Source organism: Acinetobacter sp. Swhac1 (genome assembly GCF_013390985.1).
GTDB classification, from domain to species: Bacteria; Pseudomonadota; Gammaproteobacteria; order Pseudomonadales; family Moraxellaceae; genus Acinetobacter; species Acinetobacter towneri.
Genome location: NZ_JACASN010000009.1, coordinates 40,381 through 58,895 on the forward strand (window position 1 = coordinate 40,381; position 18,515 = coordinate 58,895).

The 18,515-nt window shown below is 42.2% G+C and carries 20 protein-coding genes and 4 tRNA genes; 16 read left to right on the forward strand and 8 right to left on the reverse strand.

Annotated features, from left to right (window positions below; genetic code table 11):
* Positions 1 to 82 precede the first annotated feature (82 nt).
* From HX743_RS06265 to HX743_RS06275, 3 genes are read left to right on the forward strand one after another with little or no spacing between them, the layout of a single operon-like run.
* Complete coding sequence (locus tag HX743_RS06265; protein ID WP_019836832.1) at positions 83 to 1,243, forward strand: homoserine O-acetyltransferase; 1,161 nt, start codon at positions 83 to 85, stop codon at positions 1,241 to 1,243.
* On the forward strand, positions 1,243 to 1,836 hold the full coding sequence (gene metW, locus HX743_RS06270; protein ID WP_104852562.1) for a methionine biosynthesis protein MetW: 594 nt from the start codon (positions 1,243 to 1,245) through the stop codon (positions 1,834 to 1,836). Before HX743_RS06265 ends, metW begins: the two co-directional genes overlap by 1 nt.
* Entirely contained in the window at positions 1,833 to 2,420 is a 588-nt protein-coding gene (locus tag HX743_RS06275) for a tetratricopeptide repeat protein (RefSeq protein ID WP_104852563.1), read from the forward strand. Before metW ends, HX743_RS06275 begins: the two co-directional genes overlap by 4 nt.
* Before the next feature lie 50 nt (positions 2,421 to 2,470).
* Here HX743_RS06275 and HX743_RS06280 read toward each other — a convergent pair whose 3' ends face one another.
* Positions 2,471 to 2,716, reverse strand: coding sequence for a cytoplasmic protein (locus tag HX743_RS06280; RefSeq protein ID WP_178318787.1), 246 nt, complete (start codon positions 2,714 to 2,716; stop codon positions 2,471 to 2,473).
* A gap of 106 nt (positions 2,717 to 2,822) precedes the next feature.
* Here HX743_RS06280 and rdgB point away from each other — a divergent pair, with 106 nt between their 5' ends.
* The 5 genes from rdgB to HX743_RS06305 all read left to right on the forward strand — a co-directional run bounded on the left by rdgB (position 2,823) and on the right by HX743_RS06305 (position 7,617).
* The gene (gene rdgB / locus HX743_RS06285) at positions 2,823 to 3,449 is read left to right on the forward strand and encodes an RdgB/HAM1 family non-canonical purine NTP pyrophosphatase (protein WP_168541527.1); all 627 of its coding nucleotides are present in this window, start codon (positions 2,823 to 2,825) and stop codon (positions 3,447 to 3,449) included.
* Between the two features lie 184 nt (positions 3,450 to 3,633).
* Positions 3,634 to 3,858 (forward strand): Sec-independent protein translocase subunit TatA, encoded by a 225-nt coding sequence (gene tatA, locus HX743_RS06290; protein ID WP_104852566.1) that lies wholly within the window; start codon positions 3,634 to 3,636, stop codon positions 3,856 to 3,858.
* An 18-nt stretch (positions 3,859 to 3,876) separates the two neighbouring features.
* Complete coding sequence (gene tatB, locus HX743_RS06295) at positions 3,877 to 4,347, forward strand: Sec-independent protein translocase protein TatB (protein ID WP_167846331.1); 471 nt, start codon at positions 3,877 to 3,879, stop codon at positions 4,345 to 4,347.
* The gene (tatC, locus tag HX743_RS06300; protein ID WP_004974811.1) at positions 4,344 to 5,129 is read left to right on the forward strand and encodes a twin-arginine translocase subunit TatC; all 786 of its coding nucleotides are present in this window, start codon (positions 4,344 to 4,346) and stop codon (positions 5,127 to 5,129) included. Before tatB ends, tatC begins: the two co-directional genes overlap by 4 nt.
* A gap of 172 nt (positions 5,130 to 5,301) precedes the next feature.
* Positions 5,302 to 7,617 (forward strand): PhoX family phosphatase, encoded by a 2,316-nt coding sequence (locus tag HX743_RS06305; protein WP_178318788.1) that lies wholly within the window; start codon positions 5,302 to 5,304, stop codon positions 7,615 to 7,617.
* Between the two features lie 40 nt (positions 7,618 to 7,657).
* Here HX743_RS06305 and HX743_RS06310 read toward each other — a convergent pair whose 3' ends face one another.
* Positions 7,658 to 8,440 (reverse strand): NRDE family protein, encoded by a 783-nt coding sequence (locus HX743_RS06310; protein ID WP_004974805.1) that lies wholly within the window; start codon positions 8,438 to 8,440, stop codon positions 7,658 to 7,660.
* A 93-nt stretch (positions 8,441 to 8,533) separates the two neighbouring features.
* Between HX743_RS06310 and lgt the strand changes: the two genes are divergently transcribed.
* The 7 genes from lgt to msrA all read left to right on the forward strand — a co-directional run bounded on the left by lgt (position 8,534) and on the right by msrA (position 13,711).
* Positions 8,534 to 9,343, forward strand: a complete 810-nt coding sequence (lgt, locus tag HX743_RS06315; RefSeq protein ID WP_096901379.1) for a prolipoprotein diacylglyceryl transferase — start codon at positions 8,534 to 8,536, stop codon at positions 9,341 to 9,343.
* Positions 9,344 to 9,454: 111 nt separating this feature from the next.
* Positions 9,455 to 9,838 carry an AzlD domain-containing protein gene (locus tag HX743_RS06320; protein WP_178318789.1) on the forward strand — a complete coding sequence of 128 codons (384 nt, stop codon included), beginning with the start codon at positions 9,455 to 9,457 and terminating at the stop codon, positions 9,836 to 9,838.
* Between the two features lie 98 nt (positions 9,839 to 9,936).
* Positions 9,937 to 10,779: a thymidylate synthase gene (thyA, locus tag HX743_RS06325; RefSeq protein WP_178318790.1), complete on the forward strand. Its 843-nt coding sequence runs from the start codon at positions 9,937 to 9,939 to the stop codon at positions 10,777 to 10,779.
* Positions 10,780 to 10,868: 89 nt separating this feature from the next.
* On the forward strand, positions 10,869 to 11,381 hold the full coding sequence (locus tag HX743_RS06330; protein ID WP_178318791.1) for a dihydrofolate reductase: 513 nt from the start codon (positions 10,869 to 10,871) through the stop codon (positions 11,379 to 11,381).
* A gap of 69 nt (positions 11,382 to 11,450) precedes the next feature.
* Complete coding sequence (locus HX743_RS06335; RefSeq protein WP_178318792.1) at positions 11,451 to 12,506, forward strand: DUF4105 domain-containing protein; 1,056 nt, start codon at positions 11,451 to 11,453, stop codon at positions 12,504 to 12,506.
* A gap of 153 nt (positions 12,507 to 12,659) precedes the next feature.
* Entirely contained in the window at positions 12,660 to 13,127 is a 468-nt protein-coding gene (locus HX743_RS06340) for an META domain-containing protein (RefSeq protein ID WP_178318793.1), read from the forward strand.
* 62 nt (positions 13,128 to 13,189) lie between these two features.
* A complete protein-coding gene (msrA, locus tag HX743_RS06345; RefSeq protein WP_178318794.1) occupies positions 13,190 to 13,711 on the forward strand; it encodes a peptide-methionine (S)-S-oxide reductase MsrA in 522 nt (173 codons plus the stop codon).
* A 70-nt stretch (positions 13,712 to 13,781) separates the two neighbouring features.
* Here msrA and HX743_RS06350 read toward each other — a convergent pair whose 3' ends face one another.
* The 6 genes from HX743_RS06350 to HX743_RS06375 form a co-directional block, all read right to left on the reverse strand.
* Complete coding sequence (locus HX743_RS06350) at positions 13,782 to 14,420, reverse strand: fumarylacetoacetate hydrolase family protein (protein WP_154320311.1); 639 nt, start codon at positions 14,418 to 14,420, stop codon at positions 13,782 to 13,784.
* Positions 14,421 to 14,460: 40 nt separating this feature from the next.
* Entirely contained in the window at positions 14,461 to 14,958 is a 498-nt protein-coding gene (locus HX743_RS06355; RefSeq protein WP_096901373.1) for a YcxB family protein, read from the reverse strand.
* Positions 14,959 to 15,151: 193 nt separating this feature from the next.
* Positions 15,152 to 15,228: transfer RNA gene (locus HX743_RS06360), tRNA-Arg, on the reverse strand.
* Between the two features lie 212 nt (positions 15,229 to 15,440).
* Positions 15,441 to 15,517 (reverse strand) — tRNA-Arg (locus tag HX743_RS06365).
* Between the two features lie 49 nt (positions 15,518 to 15,566).
* Positions 15,567 to 15,643, reverse strand: a tRNA-Arg gene (locus HX743_RS06370).
* Between the two features lie 15 nt (positions 15,644 to 15,658).
* Positions 15,659 to 15,748: transfer RNA gene (locus HX743_RS06375), tRNA-Ser, on the reverse strand.
* Positions 15,749 to 16,012: 264 nt separating this feature from the next.
* Here HX743_RS06375 and rnr point away from each other — a divergent pair.
* On the forward strand, positions 16,013 to 18,436 hold the full coding sequence (rnr, locus tag HX743_RS06380; RefSeq protein ID WP_178318795.1) for a ribonuclease R: 2,424 nt from the start codon (positions 16,013 to 16,015) through the stop codon (positions 18,434 to 18,436).
* Positions 18,437 to 18,515 lie beyond the last annotated feature (79 nt).

Consider the following 18,515-nt stretch of genomic DNA (forward strand, 5'->3'; position numbering starts at 1 on the left):
CATGTAAAAGCATTTTGAAAAGGATACCCCAAGTGGTATCCTTTTATTTATTCATCCTCAGGATTTAAGGCGAATTATTCCCGTGTCTTTTCCAGCTGACTCAGTAGGCATTGTTGTTCCAAAAAAATTCCAATTTGAAGAACCTTTAGAACTCGAATGTGGTCGTGTTCTGCCCCGCTTTGAACTCATGGTCGAAACTTATGGCACACTCAATGCCGATAAATCCAATGCGATTCTAATCTGTCACGCACTATCAGGGCATCATCACGCTGCAGGTTATCATCATGCCGACGATAAAAAAGCAGGCTGGTGGGATGCCTGTATTGGCCCAGGAAAAGCCATTGATACCAACCACTTTTTTGTGGTGGCCTTAAACAATATTGGTGGCTGCAACGGCTCTACGGGGCCCACATCACCCAACCCTGAAAATGACAACCGTCCTTATGGCCCTGACTTCCCTTTAGTGACGGTGCGAGATTGGGTCAAAACCCAAGCCATGCTGTCTGACCGTTTAGGCATTGAGGTTTGGTATTCAATTATTGGCGGCTCTTTAGGTGGCATGCAGGCTTTGCAATGGTCGGTTGATTATCCTGATCGTCTGAAAAAATGCGTCATTATTGCCAGTGCACCAAAACTCTCCGCACAAAATATTGCTTTTAACGAAGTCGCGCGTCAGTCGATTTTATCTGACCCAGATTTTCATCATGGGCGTTATTTGGAACATGACAGCTATCCAAAACGTGGATTGATTTTGGCGCGCATGGTTGGACACATCACTTATTTGTCTGAAGAAGCCATGAAACAGAAATTTGGTCGTGACTTAAAATCTGGCAAGTTTATGTATGGCTTTGATGTCGAGTTTCAGGTCGAAAGCTATTTACGCTATCAGGGCGAACAATTTAGCCGTAATTTTGATGCCAATACTTATTTAATTATGACCAAGGCACTCGATTATTTTGATCCTGCACGTGAATATGAACAGTCCTTACAAAAAGCCATGGCGAACACAAAATGCAAGTTTTTAGTGGTGTCTTTTACCACCGACTGGCGTTTTAGTCCTGAGCGTTCGCAGGAAATTGTGGATGCCTTAATTAGCAATCATAAGCCTGTCAGCTATTTAGATATTGATGCCGAACAAGGACACGATTCGTTCTTGTTCCCAATTCCACTATATGTAAAAGCCATGCGTGCATTTTTGGGTGGTACAGAACATCTTCAAGCAACCCCACAGGAGGCCGTGTAATGCGTCTTGATCAGCAACTTGCCGAAAAGTGGATTAAACCCAATTCTAAAGTACTCGATTTGGGTTGTGGCGATGGTGAACTGTTGGCACACATGAGCAAACAGCATAATATTCGTGCATACGGATTAGAAATTGATCAAGAAAAGATTGCAATTGCGATCAGTCGCGGGTTAAATATCATCCAACAAGACTTGAATTTGGGGCTTAGCCGCTTTGCCGACCAGTCTTTTGACTATGTGGTCATGGCACAAGCCTTGCAAGCAGTAGATGCACCTGACGTATTATTAAGAGATATGGTGCGTGTGGCTAAACAGGCAATTATTACCTTTCCAAACTTTGCGCATTGGAAGACTCGCTCTTTTCTCGCCTTAAAAGGAAAAATGCCTGTTTCAGACGCATTACCTTATATGTGGTACAACACCCCAAATATTCATTTATGTACGTTTCGTGATTTTGAGGCACTTTGTGCCGAAAATAATATTCGCATCATTAACCGACTTGCCGTGAATGGGAATCAACAAGATAGTTTACTCAGTAAGCATCTGCCTAATTTGTTTGGTGAAGTCGCAATTTATCGAGTGAGCGCTCTATGAAAAAACTATTATTAAGCACCACGCTATTGGTTGGACTGTTGAGCATTCAAGCCCATGCAGATTATGTTCCACCATCGTCTGTAGCAAGCCAAGCAGCACAATATTCTGTGATGGATATTAACGGCTTAACGAAAGCAGCCAAAGCAGGTCAAGCAGGCGCACAATTTTACTTAGCGACTAAATATCAACAAGGTAAAGACGTACAGCAAGACAGCCGTCAAGCGTTTGCTTGGTACAAAGCTGCGGCAGATCAAGGTTTATCTGCAGCGCAATTGAATGTAGGCCGTATGTTGGCAGATGGCATTGGCACGAAAAAAGACGAAGTCTTGGCACGTCAATATTTTGAAAAAGCAGCCAGCCGCGGCGACAACCGCGCAAGCTTTAACCTTGCCATGATGGAAGAACAAAAGAAAAACTATATGGGCGCATATCAGTGGTATGAATTATCTACCCGTGATGGCATGCTCGATAACAAAGTGATTTCTTTGTCTGAAGGTAAGAAAACTGCATTGGCAGCGAACTTGACCCAAGAACAAATTCGTCAAGCACGTGACCGTGCCGACAAGTGGATTCAAGCGCAATAAATCCAACCGCGTTTAATTTCATTAAAAGCACCTTCGGGTGCTTTTATATTTTATTCAAAATAAGCACGATGCATGGCCTGTAACAGTTCAGGGGTTAATGCTTCTACCGATGCAGAACCCAATACCGCGTCTATACCACAATGCGGGCAAATTGCGGTTTGCTCGTCATCGCACCACTCTTCAATTTCACTATAGTTAAAAATTTCAAGACAATAAAAGCAACCACAACGCTCACTTTGCTGAAGTAATGCGCGATGCTGACTTGAATCACGATATAGTTCTGAAATCTTGCTCACACTTACCCCCTTCTACTTTTTAAAAATAAATCTATGCAAGATTAACCTTTTAAATCTGAAAAATCCGTTAAAATATGCCCTATTGTTTTCAATTTAGATCTAAATTATGACTGCAACTGATTGGCGCGCTCAAGGCACTTTGGTTTTAGCAAGCAACAACAAAGGCAAAATTGCAGAATTTGAAACCCTGTTTGCGCAATTAGACTTGCCTGTGCAAGTGATTCCGCAAGGTCAATTGAATATTGAAGATGCGGTTGAAGATGGTTTGAGCTTTGTTGAAAATGCCATTTTAAAAGCTCGCCATGCCGCAAAAATTTCAGGCAAGCCTGCCATTGCCGATGATTCAGGTTTATGTGTGCCAATTTTAGGTGGTGCACCAGGCATTTATTCTGCACGTTTTGCAGGCGAACACGGCAATGATGCTGCCAACAATGAAAAACTGCTCAATAAACTCAAACCACTACGTCAAGATGGTGAAGCCATTGAAGGCATGTTTGTCTGTGTTTTAGCCTTGGTTGAACATGCCGATGACCCACTCCCTAAAATATTTCAGGGGATTTGGAAAGGGGAAATTTTAGCAGAAACCCGTGGTGAAAATGGTTTTGGCTATGACCCACTGTTTTGGTTACCTGAATTGGGTGTGTCGAGTGCTGAGATGTCGAAAGCAGAAAAAAATAAAATCAGCCATCGTGGTCAGGCCATGCAACAGTTTAAAGATAGCCTACAAGCTTAATTGCATGAACATCTATTAAGTCGAATCTTAATTGCTCAAATACAACAGCCTGCGGTCATGTACAGGCTGTTTCTTTTTCCAAATTTATATTCTTTAATCCCCTGTCTTTAAATCGCAACACATTCGTCACCGCATTGTCATACAGACCTGTTGAGATAGGCTCAACTATTGAGAGGTCTAAATCATGGCAGGATTATCTATTTGGCACGTGCTGATTTTTGCAATTGTGGTCATTTTATTATTTGGTACATCTAAACTGAAAAATTTGGGTAAAGATGTCGGTGGTGCAGTCAAAGATTTTAAAAAATCAATTAAAGACGATGAAGCTGAAACCGCTCAACTCAAAGAACCGCGTACCATCGAACATCAGGCCAACAGCAGTGATGTCAATTCGACAGTAAAACACTAAGGCTGAGGGTTTGAGATTATGCTCAATATTGGAATGACGGAACTGCTGATTTTCGGCATCATTGCATTATTGGTGCTGGGTCCTGAAAAACTCCCTGAAGCAGCGCGTTTTGTCGGCAAGTGGTACGCTAAAATTAAACGTATGGTCAGTAATGTTCAAAATGACATTGACCGCGAATTGCGTTTATCTGAATTACGCGAGCAAATGCAGCAAGAAATGGCGCGTATTCAGGAACTTGAAGCAAAGATGCAAGCACAAATGCATGAAATGCAGCAAGAAAAAATATTTGAAGATATAACTGCAAAAAGCACACATTCCCCGCATGCCGTATCAAAAAATACCTTACAACAGCATCATTACACCTTGGTTTTAAATACTGAAAAAACCTCTGCTGTGTTACTCCCTAAAACTAAAATGACATCACATTCAAATTTATCTGCGCTACAACATACTACAGCGCCCTATACTGAAATGAAGGTTGCAGTATGAGCCAATCAAACGCTTCTGAGCTTTCGCATTTGCCTGTGAAGGCAGAGCAAGCCGCATTAGAAGAAATGCCAATTACCAAGCACTTGATGGTGCTGCGTAATCATCTTTTTAAAATTGTAGGGCTTATTCTTGCCTTATTCTTCTGTTTATTGCCCTTTGCCAATAAAACTTATCAAGTATTGTCGGAACCATTACGTGCACAGTTGCCACATACATCAACCATGATTGCGACTGATGTTACCGCAACCTTTATGGCGCCGTTTAAACTAAACTTTTTTGTCGCGCTGTTCATTGCGATGCCATTTATTTTGTATCAGATTTGGGCATTCGTAAAACCAGCGTTATATGAAAAAGAAAAAAGTTTGGCGCTGCCTTTGCTGATCGGCAGTATTTGCTTGTTCTATATCGGAATTAGCTTTGCTTACTTTGTCGCCTTGCCATCCATTCTGCACTTTTTCATTAGCGTTTCCCCTGAAACAGTCGCCCCGATGACCGACATTAATAGCTATCTTACGTTTTGTTTGAAGCTGTTTTTGGTTTTTGGTTTTACCTTTGAGATTCCAATTGTCACACTTTTGCTGATTATGATTGGTGTCGTGTCTACGCAAACTTTGGTTGAAAAACGTCGCTTTATTATTGTTGGCTGTTTTTTTGTGGCCATGTTTGTCACACCGCCAGACGCTTTATCGATGATCATGCTTGCCATTCCGATGTGGATGCTGTTTGAAATTGGTTTGTTTTTTGGCAAATTAATTGAGAAGCGCCGAGTCAGTCACAGCTAATCTAAAATATTGAATTTTAAAAAGAAGCACATGGTTGCTTCTTTTTTTGTGCGTGTAGATCACAACTGAACGGATTTAATCAGTTTGACACATAAGCTTAACCCGCATGTCATGTTTAGCCACTAATTTACATATAACTTTCAAACGACTAAGCAATTTGCTAGGAAAAAAAATGACTGATTTTATGCCTTACAATGAAGATCAAGAGTTAGATAATAACACTTCAGACAATACGCACTTTCGTGACATTCTAGAACAACGCATGAGCCGTCGCAGTTTAATTAAAAAAACTGCAAGCGGTGCAGCAGCTTTAGCTTTAGCTTCTTCTTTATCTGCATGTAGTGATGATGATGAAGATACAAATGTAACACCACCAACAAGTAAAGAAGAACCCTATACCAAGCCTGAAACATTAACATTTAAAGCTGTAGATAAAAATTTAAATGATATTGTTACTGTTCCTGAAGGTTACCAAGCAACTGTATTATATGCTTTAGGTGACTCAATCAATCCTTCTTATAGCAATTGGAATGCAGATGCAGATGTTCCATCTGGCCCAAGTTTCCAATTCCGCTCTGGTGACTGTCACGATGGCATGAGCTATTTTGGCTTAAGTACTAAAACTGGTCGTTATGATGAAAATGCATCAGATCATGGCTTATTGGTTTTGAACCACGAATATATCAACCAAACCTTCTTACATCCAAAAGGCGCAACTAAAAAGGATGGACGTCGCCCAGAAGATGAAGTGATTCGTGAAGTAAATGCACACGGTGTTTCAGTCGTTCATATTAAGAAAAATGCTGAAACTCAAGCTGTAGAGATTGTGAAGTCATCACCATTTAACCGTCGTATTACAGCTTCGACTGTCATGGATTTTGCAGGGCCTGTAGCTGGTTCTCCATTACTGCACACAGCATTCTCTCCCGCTGGTCGTCAAACTCGAGGCACACAAAATAACTGTGGTAATGGTTATACACCATGGGGCACTTATTTAACTGCTGAAGAAAATTTTATTGGTTATTTCCAACGCTCAGGTACAGACCAATACTCAGCCCGTAGTGAAGCTGAAAAAATAGCACTTAAACGCTATGGCTTAGGCTTAGAGATCTCTTATCAAACTGAAAAAAATGCAGACGGTAGTGTTAAACGTGATGCGAAAAACAACATCATTTATATTTTAGATGCTGATGGTAAAAAAATTCCAGAACGCGATGAGCAAGATCGCATCGTGTATTTGAATAAATCTTCACGCTATGGTTGGGAAACAGCAGAAGCTGGTTTTGAATCTCAAGACATGTATGATCGTTGGGCTGCTAACGTAACCAAAGAGTCTGCAACTCAAGACTATCGTAATGCGCCAAATACATTTGGCTGGATTGTAGAAATTGATCCATTCGATAGCCGCTCAAACCCAGTAAAACGTACTGCATTAGGTCGTTTTGCTCACGAAGACTGTCGCGCCAGCCGCGCAATTGAAGGGCAAAAATTTGCATTCTATATGGGCGATGACTCGCGCGGTGAGTACATCTACAAATTTGTATCAGATGCAACATGGGATCCTAAAGATGTGAATGGTGGTTATCGAGCTGGCGACAAATATATGAATTCAGGGAAATTCTATGTCGCTAAATTTAATGCATCAGGCACAGGAGAGTGGATTGAACTGGCTTATGGTAAAAATGGCTTAACCGAAACAAACGCTATTTACCCATTTAGCTCACAAGCGGATGTCCTTACTTTTGCTCGTCTTGCAGCAGATGCTGTAGGAGCTACAAAAATGGATCGTCCAGAATGGGTTGCTGTAAACCCTGAAAATGGTGAAGTGTACGTGACTTTAACCAATAACTCGAACCGTGGTTCAAGCTATGCAACAGATCCTGCAAACCCACGTAACTACACCGATCCTGAAGGTGGTAAAGGTAACGTCAATGGTCATATTATCCGCTTTAAAGAAGAGAATACTGCAGCAACATCATTTGAATGGGATATCTATCTATTTGGTGCTGAAGCAAGTATGGATCCGACAATTAACCTTTCTAATTTAAGCGATGCAAACGACTTCTCAAGTCCAGATGGTATGTGGTTTGACCCACGTGGTGTTCTTTGGATTCAAACAGATGATGGCGCATATACAGATGTTACAAACTGTATGATGTTAGCAGCACTACCTGGTCAAGTTGGTGATGGCGGTGTTGTAAAAACTGTTGGTGATCAAAGTACAATTGCTGGTGCTCAAGTCACCGATAAAAACTTACGTCGCTTCCTTGTTGGGCCAAAAGAATGTGAAATTACAGGTGTAACCATGACACCTGACTACAAAGCAATCTTTATTAACGTTCAGCACCCAGGTGAAGATTCAAAGAGTTTTGATGCGCCAAGCAGCCATTGGCCTGCAACACAAACTGACATGAACAATAAAACTGCACGTCCTCGTTCAGCAACGGTTGTCATCACCCGTAAAGACGGCAAAGCAATTGCTGGATAACATCCATAAATTAAAAATGCCGACATCACGTCGGCATTTTTTATGCCTCAATGTTCAACTGTTGCTGCACAATATCTCCCTTTTGCTCACCATATTGTGTTTTTTCCAGCCATGTAAATTGCTGCGCCTGCATACGTAAAAAATTGGAACAACGTGTACCGTAAAGTGGACTTTGAATAAAAGTCGATGACAACAACGCTTCCATCTCCAATGAAATCCCTGTTTGCGGTAACAATTCAGATGCAACTTTGCGTTCATCTTGCAAAATATCCCACGCCGCAGCATTTAGCTCTGCCGTTGCAAGATCAGGCAATTGCAGCATCGGTAAAAACTCCTGCGTAAAGCGTTTGCGTAAGCGTGCAGTTTTCTCCCAAGGGTCACTCATCAATCCATTCGACACCACATAAACGCCTTTAGCTAAAACCTGCGGTGCTTCTCCACGGTTACTCATGTACACCGCTTGAGTGGTGTCACCCACAAATAAATTAAAACCTGCATATTCACATTGCTGTTTTTCTAAGGCTTGCGCAAAACGGATAGGTGTTTGCTCAGATTCTAAAAAAGCCTGAATAATATGCCCACGTGAAGTTGGATATTCACGAACATCATTCGCATCACGATAATTGGTAATCACAGCCCAGCGTCCCGATGGGGTAATGCCCATCCACGTACCGCCCGATTCTAAATCTTGCCCTGCAACAATTGGACTATCAGACCATGCTGCCAGTGCTGCTGTCGGACGCCGATAGAACTCATCTCGATTTGAAATCAAACACAGTGGTGTGTCTGTCAAGACCTGCCAAGCCAATGCCACAATACACATAATTTAAACTCTTGATCTTTACACATTGAATGTACAACATTTTTCATCACATTCAGCTAAAATCTGTGCAAAACAGAATCACAAGGAACAGGAATGCTCACCTATCCAAATATTGACCCCGTTGCTATTTCGCTCGGGCCTTTACAAGTCCATTGGTATGGCTTGATGTATTTACTGGCATTTTTATTTGCATGGGGTTTGGCAACTTACCGTGCCAAACAACGTGGCTGGACACCAGACATGGTTTCCGACCTGATTTTTTACGGCGCTTTGGGCGTGGTGATTGGTGGACGTGTCGGTTATGTGTTTTTCTACGGCTTTGAACAATTTTTGGAAAATCCACTGTGGTTATTCCAAGTCTGGACAGGCGGCATGAGTTTCCATGGCGGCTTTCTGGGCGTGATTTTAGCCATGCTGTTCTGGTGTAAAAAATACAAAATGACGTGGTTTCAAACTTTGGATTTTATTGCCCCATGTGTACCTACAGGTCTAATGTTTGGTCGTATTGGTAACTTTATTGGGGGCGAGTTGTATGGTCGCCCTGTGACTGATCCTAACTTTGCATTGGGGATGATTTTCCCGACCGATCCTTTACAATTGGTACGTCATCCATCGCAATTGTATCAAGCCTTATGTGAAGGTCTAATCCTGTTTATTGTACTGTGGTGGTTTAGTTCAAAGCCACGTCCACGCATGGCAGTGTCTGCCCTATTCCTGATTGGTTATGGTTTGGCGCGCTTTGTTGTCGAATTTTTCCGCGAACCCGATCATGGTCAGCTCTTTATTGCATGGATGAGTAAGGGACAATTCCTGAGCTTACCAATGATTTTGGTCGGTTTCTGGATGATGTGGTATGCCTATCAAAAGAAAATTTATGATTGGGGGCCGCAAAAAAACAGCTAAGCTACTACCCATTTAAATGCAGGTTTCATCCATTCAGGCGAAGTCAATCTTCGCCTTTTTTATGCTACAGTGCTATCTATTACTTACACTTTTCAGACATCAATATCTCACATGCTTGAATTTTGGTTTAACCCACAGATTACCGTCAAAAAGAAAATTGCCCTGCTAATGCTGATCGCGCTGGTCACTGCAGCGTTATATTTCTTAGAACCCTTAAAGCTCGATGCGATTTTAATGTTTCTAGCGGCAGGTCTTGTTTTTTTAATTTGTCGTTACTGCAAAATTCATTTTACTGCCCAACATCCAACAGGTTGGTTAGCACGATTATTGACTTGGATTCCGCTAGCGTTGTTACTCGCACTGATTTTTATGCAGATTCAACACGGTGAAATTTTACTGTCGGGTGCACAAGGCATTGGCTTTACCGCTTTGGCAATTTGCCTGTTTTCACCACTGTCATTGCTGCATCAACATCACACTTCCGACTCACAATAAAGTCATAACTTTAAAAACTCTGCTATTATTCTTTCTGATTTACTGGGCATCGAATCGCCCAACCAAAAATATTCACTTTTGCTTGACCAGAGAACGCTATGCGCCAGTATTTAGACCTACTCCAACATATTCTTGACCATGGTGGCGACAAAGGTGACCGTACCGGAACAGGTACGCGTTCTGTATTTGGGCATCAAATGCGTTTTAACCTTGCGCAAGGTTTTCCACTGCTGACCACCAAAAAAGTGCATTTCCGCTCTATCGTGATTGAGCTGTTATGGTTTTTAAAAGGCGATACCAACGTCAAATATCTACAAGAACATAAAGTCAGTATTTGGGATGAATGGTCTACCGCAGAACAAACCGCACGCTTTGGTCGTCCTGAAGGTGAACTTGGTCCAGTGTATGGACATCAATGGCGTAATTTTGGCGCAACACAAAAAGCCGATGGGTTATATGAGCAAGATGGTTTTGATCAAATTGCATGGCTAATCAATGAAATTAAAACCAATCCAAATTCACGTCGTTTAATCGTGTCAGGCTGGAACCCGAATGAAGCAGGACAAGTGGCTTTACCGCCTTGCCATACTTTATTCCAGTTTTTTGTGCACAACGGCAAACTCTCATGCCAGTTATATCAACGCAGTGCCGATGTGTTTTTAGGTGTACCTTTTAATATTGCCAGCTATGCTTTACTGACCCACATGATCGCACAAGTCTGTGATTTAGAAGTCGGAGATTTTGTATGGACAGGTGGCGATACGCATTTATATGCCAACCACTTTGAACAGGCACAGTTACAGCTATGCCGTGAACCATTGGCTTTATGTCAGTTAAAACTCAATCCTGAAATCAAGGATATTTTCGACTTTAAATTTGAAGATATTGAAATTGTTGGCTATGAGTCACATCCTGCAATTAAAGCGCCTGTCGCAGTTTAATTACCTGTTGCTAGATTTAGCATCTCAACATTTAAAGGATCTGAACATCCCTAAAACACTTTGCAGACTAAGAAAATACGAGCCGAATTATGTCATTTCAAAATTTAGAAGTTGTACACGTGGTCGCTATGGATCAACAACGCTGCATTGGTCAAGGTAACCAATTGCCGTGGCATATTTCGGCAGACTTAAAACACTTCAAAGAAATCACCCAAGGTGGCGTGGTGATTATGGGACGCAAAACCTTGGAGTCGATGGGACGCACTCTCCCTAAGCGTGTGAATTGGGTGATTACCCGCGATTCAAACTGGTCATTTGAAGGCACAAAAGTCGCACACAGTATTGAAGATGCGTTGCAACAAGCTGTTGCAGATGTACACGCCTCAGAAAAACCAAACACTTTATTTATTATTGGCGGCGGTGAAATTTTTAGCCAAACCATGCCGCTTGCTGACCGTCTGGAACTGACGCATATTGAGCTGGATGTGCAGGGAGATGCGCATTACCCTGCCATTCCTGCCGAATTTAAAAAAGTAGCCTCTGAACAGCATGTCGATGAAAAATCAGGCATTGCCTTTGAGTTTGCCCGCTACCAAAAATAATGCTGACAGCCTTGGCAATCTTTGATTATGATGACTTAAACGGAATTTAACTTGTCTCAGGAATGGCGGATGCTGCATTTCATCTTCAGTTTAGGTGTCATTCTTTCTTCTATTTGGCTGAGTATGGCCTTATGGATTCATCAGCCTTTGGGTTGGTTAATGAGCCGTGTGCTGATTGGGACTTGGCTAGCCTTCACCCTCAGCATTTTGGGCATTTATATCACTCAGCATTTGCTCAGTCGCAATCAGGATATTTTGGTTTATCTTTTGGGTTTTACCTTGGGGCTGTTTTGGTATTTTGGGATGGATGCCAAGCAAGACCGTGACTGGAACCCTGAAGTAGCCCGTATGCTGCATTATGAACAAGTACAAGATCAGGTCACGCTGCACAATGTCCGCAATTTTGACTGGCATGCCGATGGTCGCTATACCGAACGTTGGGAAACCCGCCAATTTAACCTGAAACAGATTACGGGGGTGAATATCATCACCTCTTACTGGATGGGGCCAAAAATTGCGCATACCTTAGTCAGTTTTGACTTTGCCGATCAAGCGCCACTCACCTTTTCCATTGAAATTCGCAAAGAAAAACACGAAGAGTTTTCTGCGATTGGTGGCTTCTTTCGGCAATATGAACTCAGCCTTGTCGCTGCCGATGAAAAAGATATCATCTACACCCGCAGCAATATTCGGGGTGAGCAAGTTTATTTTTTCCCGATCCAGCTCAATCCACAAGAAGCACAAGCACTGTTTCAGGAATATCTGCATAAAGCCGATGCTTTAGCCGCCAAAGCGCGTTGGTATAATACGTTGACCAGTAATTGCACCACGCTGCTGTTTGACATGATTCAGGCAGTATCTCAAAAACGTTTCCCTGCCGACTATCGTCTGTTTGCTTCGGGTTATTTACCCAATTATTTATATGATTTGCATGCGCTGGATCATCGTTGGGATATGCAAACTTGGTATCAACGTGCCCACATTAACCCACGTGTGGAAAACTTAAAAGATATCCACAGCCAAGACTTTTCCGCGCTCATTCGACAAGGCGTGCAGCTCGATTCTTCAGCAAACATCAGCACGCCTTATTCGCATCCGACTTATCAGAACAAAGTGCTGCCCTGACCTATTTTGGTCATTTTGCGCAGATACAATCAATTCAGAGAAAAAACCCCACCATATCTTGGAAAAAGTTGCAGCAAACATACAAATTTAACTAGAGCCACGGCGCATAATTTGTTTAGATAGCAACAATTTCAAAAAATTAGAGATCATTCCATGCTAAAAAAATACTTCGGGATCACCTTATTGGGTGCAATGATTGCTTTATCAGGATGTGAAACTATGCCAACTCAAACGAGTGCAAGCCAAATTAGCGCAATCAATCAAGCCAACTTAGTACAACGTACATGGACTGCTACGCAATTGGGCAACAGCATGTTAAAAACAGAAGCAAACCGCCAAAACTTGCCATATTTAAACTTTGATGCCACCACACAAACAGTCTCAGGTTCAGATAGTTGTAACCGAATCAACGCTAGCTATACCGCAGGACGTGACACCCTACAATTGGGTCAATTGGCGACCACGCGAATGGCTTGCTTAAATAACAACAACTTAGATCAGAAATTTCATGAAGCCCTCAATAAAGTGACACATTATCAGGTCTATGGCAAAACTCTAAAATTGCTAGATCGTCATGGAAATTTACTCATTCAATTTGAAACACCAACGGCTGTACGTTAATGTCTAAGTCTAACCATAAATAGGCTTAAAATGGTTTATTCATAAAATATAAGGACAAAATCATGCAACAAGCATTGTTTGGTGGCGGATGTTTCTGGTGTGTCGAAGCCGTATTTTTACAACTGCAAGGCGTAGAAAAAGTCACCAGCGGTTATGCAGGTGGACATACCTTACACCCAAGCTATGAAGATATTTGCCGTGGCGACAGCGGACATGCAGAAGTCATTTTGATTGATTTTGATGAGCAGCAGATCAGCTATTCACAATTACTTGAGGTGTTTTTTGCCACACACGACCCAACCACATTAAACCGTCAGGGCAATGATGTTGGCACACAATACCGCTCTGTGATTTATTATTTAGATGCTACACAGCAACAAGCTGCCGCCGAGATGATTGCAGCCTTACAAGCTGAAGGTGTGAATGTTGTGACTGAACTCAGTGCAGCCCCTGAATTTTACCCTGCGGAAGACTATCATCAGAATTTTTTTGCCAAAAATCCAAATCAGGGCTACTGCAATTTTTCCATACCACCGAAACTGAATAAATTACGCAGTAAATTTCAGCATTTAATCAAAGTATAACCTTCGGATTTAAAAGCAATTATAAAACGGTGATGCTCATCTTTTGGGGCATCACCGTTTACACCGCTATTTATTTCACAAAAGTCGTCCAGACAAATGCCTGAGTACGTCCTTGTAAGGTCATCTTCAACTGATCGCCCGACTGTAATGCTGCCACCCCTGCAGGTGTACCAGTCATTACCACATCACCAGGTTCTAAACTAAATACTTGACTAATATCTGCCAACAATGCCGCAATATCAAAAATCAATAAACTGGTATCGCCTTGCTGACGTAATTCATCATTAATGTCCAAACGATATTGCACGTTTTTCCAGTCCTGAATTTCCGATACATCCACCCAATCTGCCAACACACAAGAACCGTCAAACGCTTTGGCTCGTTCCCACGGCTGTCCTTTTTTCTTGAGTTCATCCTGCAATTCACGCAAAGTTAAATCCAAGCCCAAAGTCACTGCACTTACAGCATCCAATACTTTGGCAGGATCTGTGTCTGCATTTAAAGGCTGGTCAATGCGTAAACTCAATTCACATTCATAGTGACAATTGCCCCAGACCTTATTCCACGTAATCCCATCACTTAAACTGCGTAAACTGCTTGGCGGTTTAATAAATAACACAGGATGATCAGGTACAGCATTACCTAATTCTTTGGCATGGTCTGCATAACTGCGACCGACACAGACAATTTTAGATGGACGTGTACTCATGATCATCCTCAAATAACTCGTAAATTGGGAAAATTAAAACTTACTTTTTAAAAGTATTTTCAAAAACCGTTTGTTCTGCAGGCAGATTAAATGCACGTTTCGGTACAATCACCACTGTACGATTTTTTAATTCCAGCATATAGGTGAGTTTACCCACAGCGAAATTTTGCACCTCGTTATAATGAAATACCTGTTTACGACCATTGGCATACAGCTCGGCATAGTCCTGAAATAAATCAATGCCTTGCTCGCTTTTTCCAAATTGGTATTTTACAAACTGGCGTTTAAACATCATTGGCAAAAACCAATAACGCATTAAAGTTTGCAAGATTAAAAAGAAAGCACCGAGTGCAACATAATAGCGACCTACCCCATCGAAGCCCAAATAAAAGCCCCAAGCAATAATCGCCACACTAATCAACGGTGTAATAAAACGGGTAAATTGTTTTTTACCAAAAGTCGCAAGGGCAAAGCCGTCTTGAGATTCTTCTAAATTTAAAAAATAGCGCAAAGACAATGCTGGCTGCGTGTCAGACATAAGCTCATCATCAAGTCATTCAAATTGAGCTAAATCTTACACTAGATTGAGCACTTTCCTTATTTTTTTCGTGTTTATTCGCTCAAAGCCAGACGTAAAACAATGGTCATGCTTTTGACACAGAAATTTCATCATTTTTAGATAGTGTAGATGCAAAAAAACCGCATCAAAAGTGCGGTTTTTTATTTCAAGTTGGTGCGCTCAGAGAGATTCGAACTCCCGACCCCTTAGTTCGTAGCCAAGTGCTCTATCCAGCTGAGCTATGAGCGCGACGACTTGATGGGGTGCATTATACGTGTTTTTTTCTGGCTGTTAAGTATTAATTCATCATTTTGCAATCAAATGCACAGATATTGGACGATTCAAAAGAATTTTAACGTAAAACCATGAGTACGCTATTCTTTTTAATAAACTGATTATTGTTTGAGTTTACTAAATTTCAGGCACAAAAAAACCGCATTTAAGCGGTTGATTGTTCAAGTTGGTGCGCTCAGAGAGATTCGAACTCCCGACCCCTTAGTTCGTAGCCAAGTGCTCTATCCAGCTGAGCTATGAGCGCATTACTTGTTTGCCAATTTAGGCGATACGTTACTGTTCAGTTTACTTATTGGTGCGCTCAGAGAGATTCGAACTCCCGACCCCTTAGTTCGTAGCCAAGTGCTCTATCCAGCTGAGCTATGAGCGCGACATAAGTAAAGCGTGGCGGTGAGAGAGGGATTCGAACCCTCGATACAGTTACCCGTATGCGTCCTTAGCAGGGACGTGGTTTCAGCCACTCACCCATCTCACCGTAACGTGCCGCCATAATACAAATTAAGTGCTAGCACTGCAAGCTTAGACACCACAATTTTTGCATATTTTTGCTCAATTAAATATTTTTTAAACAATTTTCAGGATTCATCACCAGAATTGCGCCTGAACTTTTGGCAATCACTACACAAAAACCAGAAACATCGTAAAATAACGACAGAAAACACATTATTGCAATCATTTACGTGCAGTCTTCACGTACATGACTTATGCTAAACCTATCTTCTGACACGAAGTTTATTCCATGATGAAAAATTGGGTCGATCCTGAAGCAAAAGCTGAAGCCGAACGTTACGAAAATCCTATTCCAAGCCGTACCTTAATCTTAGAAACCATTGAAACACTGCAAGCGGCACAGTCACATGCAGACTTGGTTGAGCATTTCGCCATTGCCGATCAAAAAAGTATTGATGCGTTAAGCCATCGTTTAATTGCCATGGTGCGTGATGGTCAGCTTATGAAAGATGGATTCAAGTTCCAGCTGGCTGCAGAACAACCGACTCATGACGCCACGGTGTACATCAACAGTAAAGGTTTAGGCACAGCCAATATTGCAGGTCATGAAGATATTTTATTGCCTGAACGTGAACTACGTTTGGTGTTTAATGGCGATCAAGTCAAAGTCCGCCAGACTTCGGTAGATCGTAAGGGCAAGGCATGGGGCTTTATTACCGAAGTCACTCAGCGTCGTGTCAAACAAATCATTGGTAAATTGTCAGAATACGATGGTGAATATTTTATTCAGCCTGCTCAACCAAATAGCCATCAACCCATTACCCTTGAAAAAGAATTAATTGAACATGCCCAAGTCAAACTGGGAGATTCTGTTCGCATTGCCATTGACGACTATCCAACCCGTGAAGAATTTGCCACAGGACATATTATTCAGTCGATGGCAGACAAAGCTGAAACTGAAATTATTATCCCGCAAACCATTTTAGAGTTTGGTTTGCCCTATGAATTTCCTGAAGATGTCATTCAGGAAGCTGAAAGCTTTCAGGAACCGACTGCCCAAGATCGTGAAGGACGTATTGATTTACGCGATTTACCCTTAGTCACCATTGATGGTGAAGATGCCCGCGACTTTGACGATGCGGTGTACGCCGAAAAACGTCCAGGCGGTGGCTACCGTGTCGTGGTCGCCATTGCCGATGTCAGCCATTATGTCCGCCCAGGCAAACCATTAGATCATGAAGCTCAGCAACGTGGGACTTCGGTGTATTTCCCACATTTTGTATTGCCAATGTTGCCTGAAGCTTTATCGAATGGCTTATGTTCGCTCAATCCGCAGGTTGACCGTTTATGTATGGTCTGCGATTTAAAACTGTCACGCGCAGGTCGAGTCACAGGTTTTGAATTCTATCCATCGGTCATGCATTCCAAAGCACGTTTAACCTATACCCAAGTGGCACAATATTTTGAGGGTGATAGTGCGGCAATTCCAGAAAATCGGGAGGTGCGCAAATCATTAAATACCCTGTTCCAACTGTATCAAGTGCTGAAAGGTTTACGTGCTGAACGTCATGCCATGGAGTTTGAAACCGTTGAAACCTACATGACCTTTGATGAGTTAGGTGGAATTAAGGAAATTTTGCCGCGCACCCGTAACGATGCGCATAAACTGATTGAAGAATGTATGTTACTCGCCAACGTCGCAGCAGCAGAATATGCACTCAAACATGATGTGCCGATACTGTACCGTGTGCATGAACCGCCAGAGTTTTCACGTATTCAAAAAGTCCGTGATTTTGTCAAATTACTTGGGCTACATTTCCCAGAACAACCAACTCAGGCCGACTATCAAGCGGTGATTGAAGCCACTAAAGATCGTATTGATGCGCCAAGTATTCACGCGGTGTTATTACGTTCCATGATGCAGGCCTATTATGGTGCCAACAATGCAGGACACTTTGGTTTAGCTTATGATGCCTACACGCATTTCACTTCACCAATTCGCCGCTACCCTGACCTGTTATTACACCGTGCCATTAAAGCACATTTACAACACAAGCCATCCCCACTTTCGGGCGCAGCTTTAGATAATGCAGGCGAGCATTATTCTGCAACCGAACGTCGTGCCGATGAAGCTTCGCGCTCTGTCACCACATGGCTAAAATGCCACTATATGCAGCAGCATTTAGGTGAAGAATTTGTGGGCATAATTTCTGCAGTGGCAGAATTCGGTCTATTTGTTACTCTCAAAGACCTTTATGTCGATGGCATGATTCATGTCAGCCAGTTAGGCGATGACTTCTTTGTATTTGATCAAGCAAGTCAAAGTCTAATTGGACAAGCACGTGGTCAAAGCTTTAGCTTAGGCGATGAAGTCAAAATTAAAGTGGCGGCTGTGAATTTAGAAGACCGCAAAATTGATTTTGAACTTATGCAACAACTCACCCATGCAGGTCGTGCTATTCGTATGCGCGCACCGCGCGTGGCAAAACCGTTCAGCCGTGAAGCCACTGAAGAAGTTTTTTCTGAGCGTCCAAGCAAGGCGACTTTAAGTGAAAACGGTGAGCAACCTGTGCCGAAGAAAAAGCCAAAAAGCAAACCGAGCTCTTACGGTAAAAAAACCTCAGCGAAGTCGGAAGCTAAACCGAAAGACAAAGCCAAAAAAAAGACCAAGGTGAAAAAGAAAAAAGCCAATGCCAAGTCTAAATTGGACTAGCATCAACTATTTTCAACTTCTTTCTAACAACTTCAAAAAGAGCTACGGCTCTTTTTGTTTTTGGGGATCGCGTCAAACA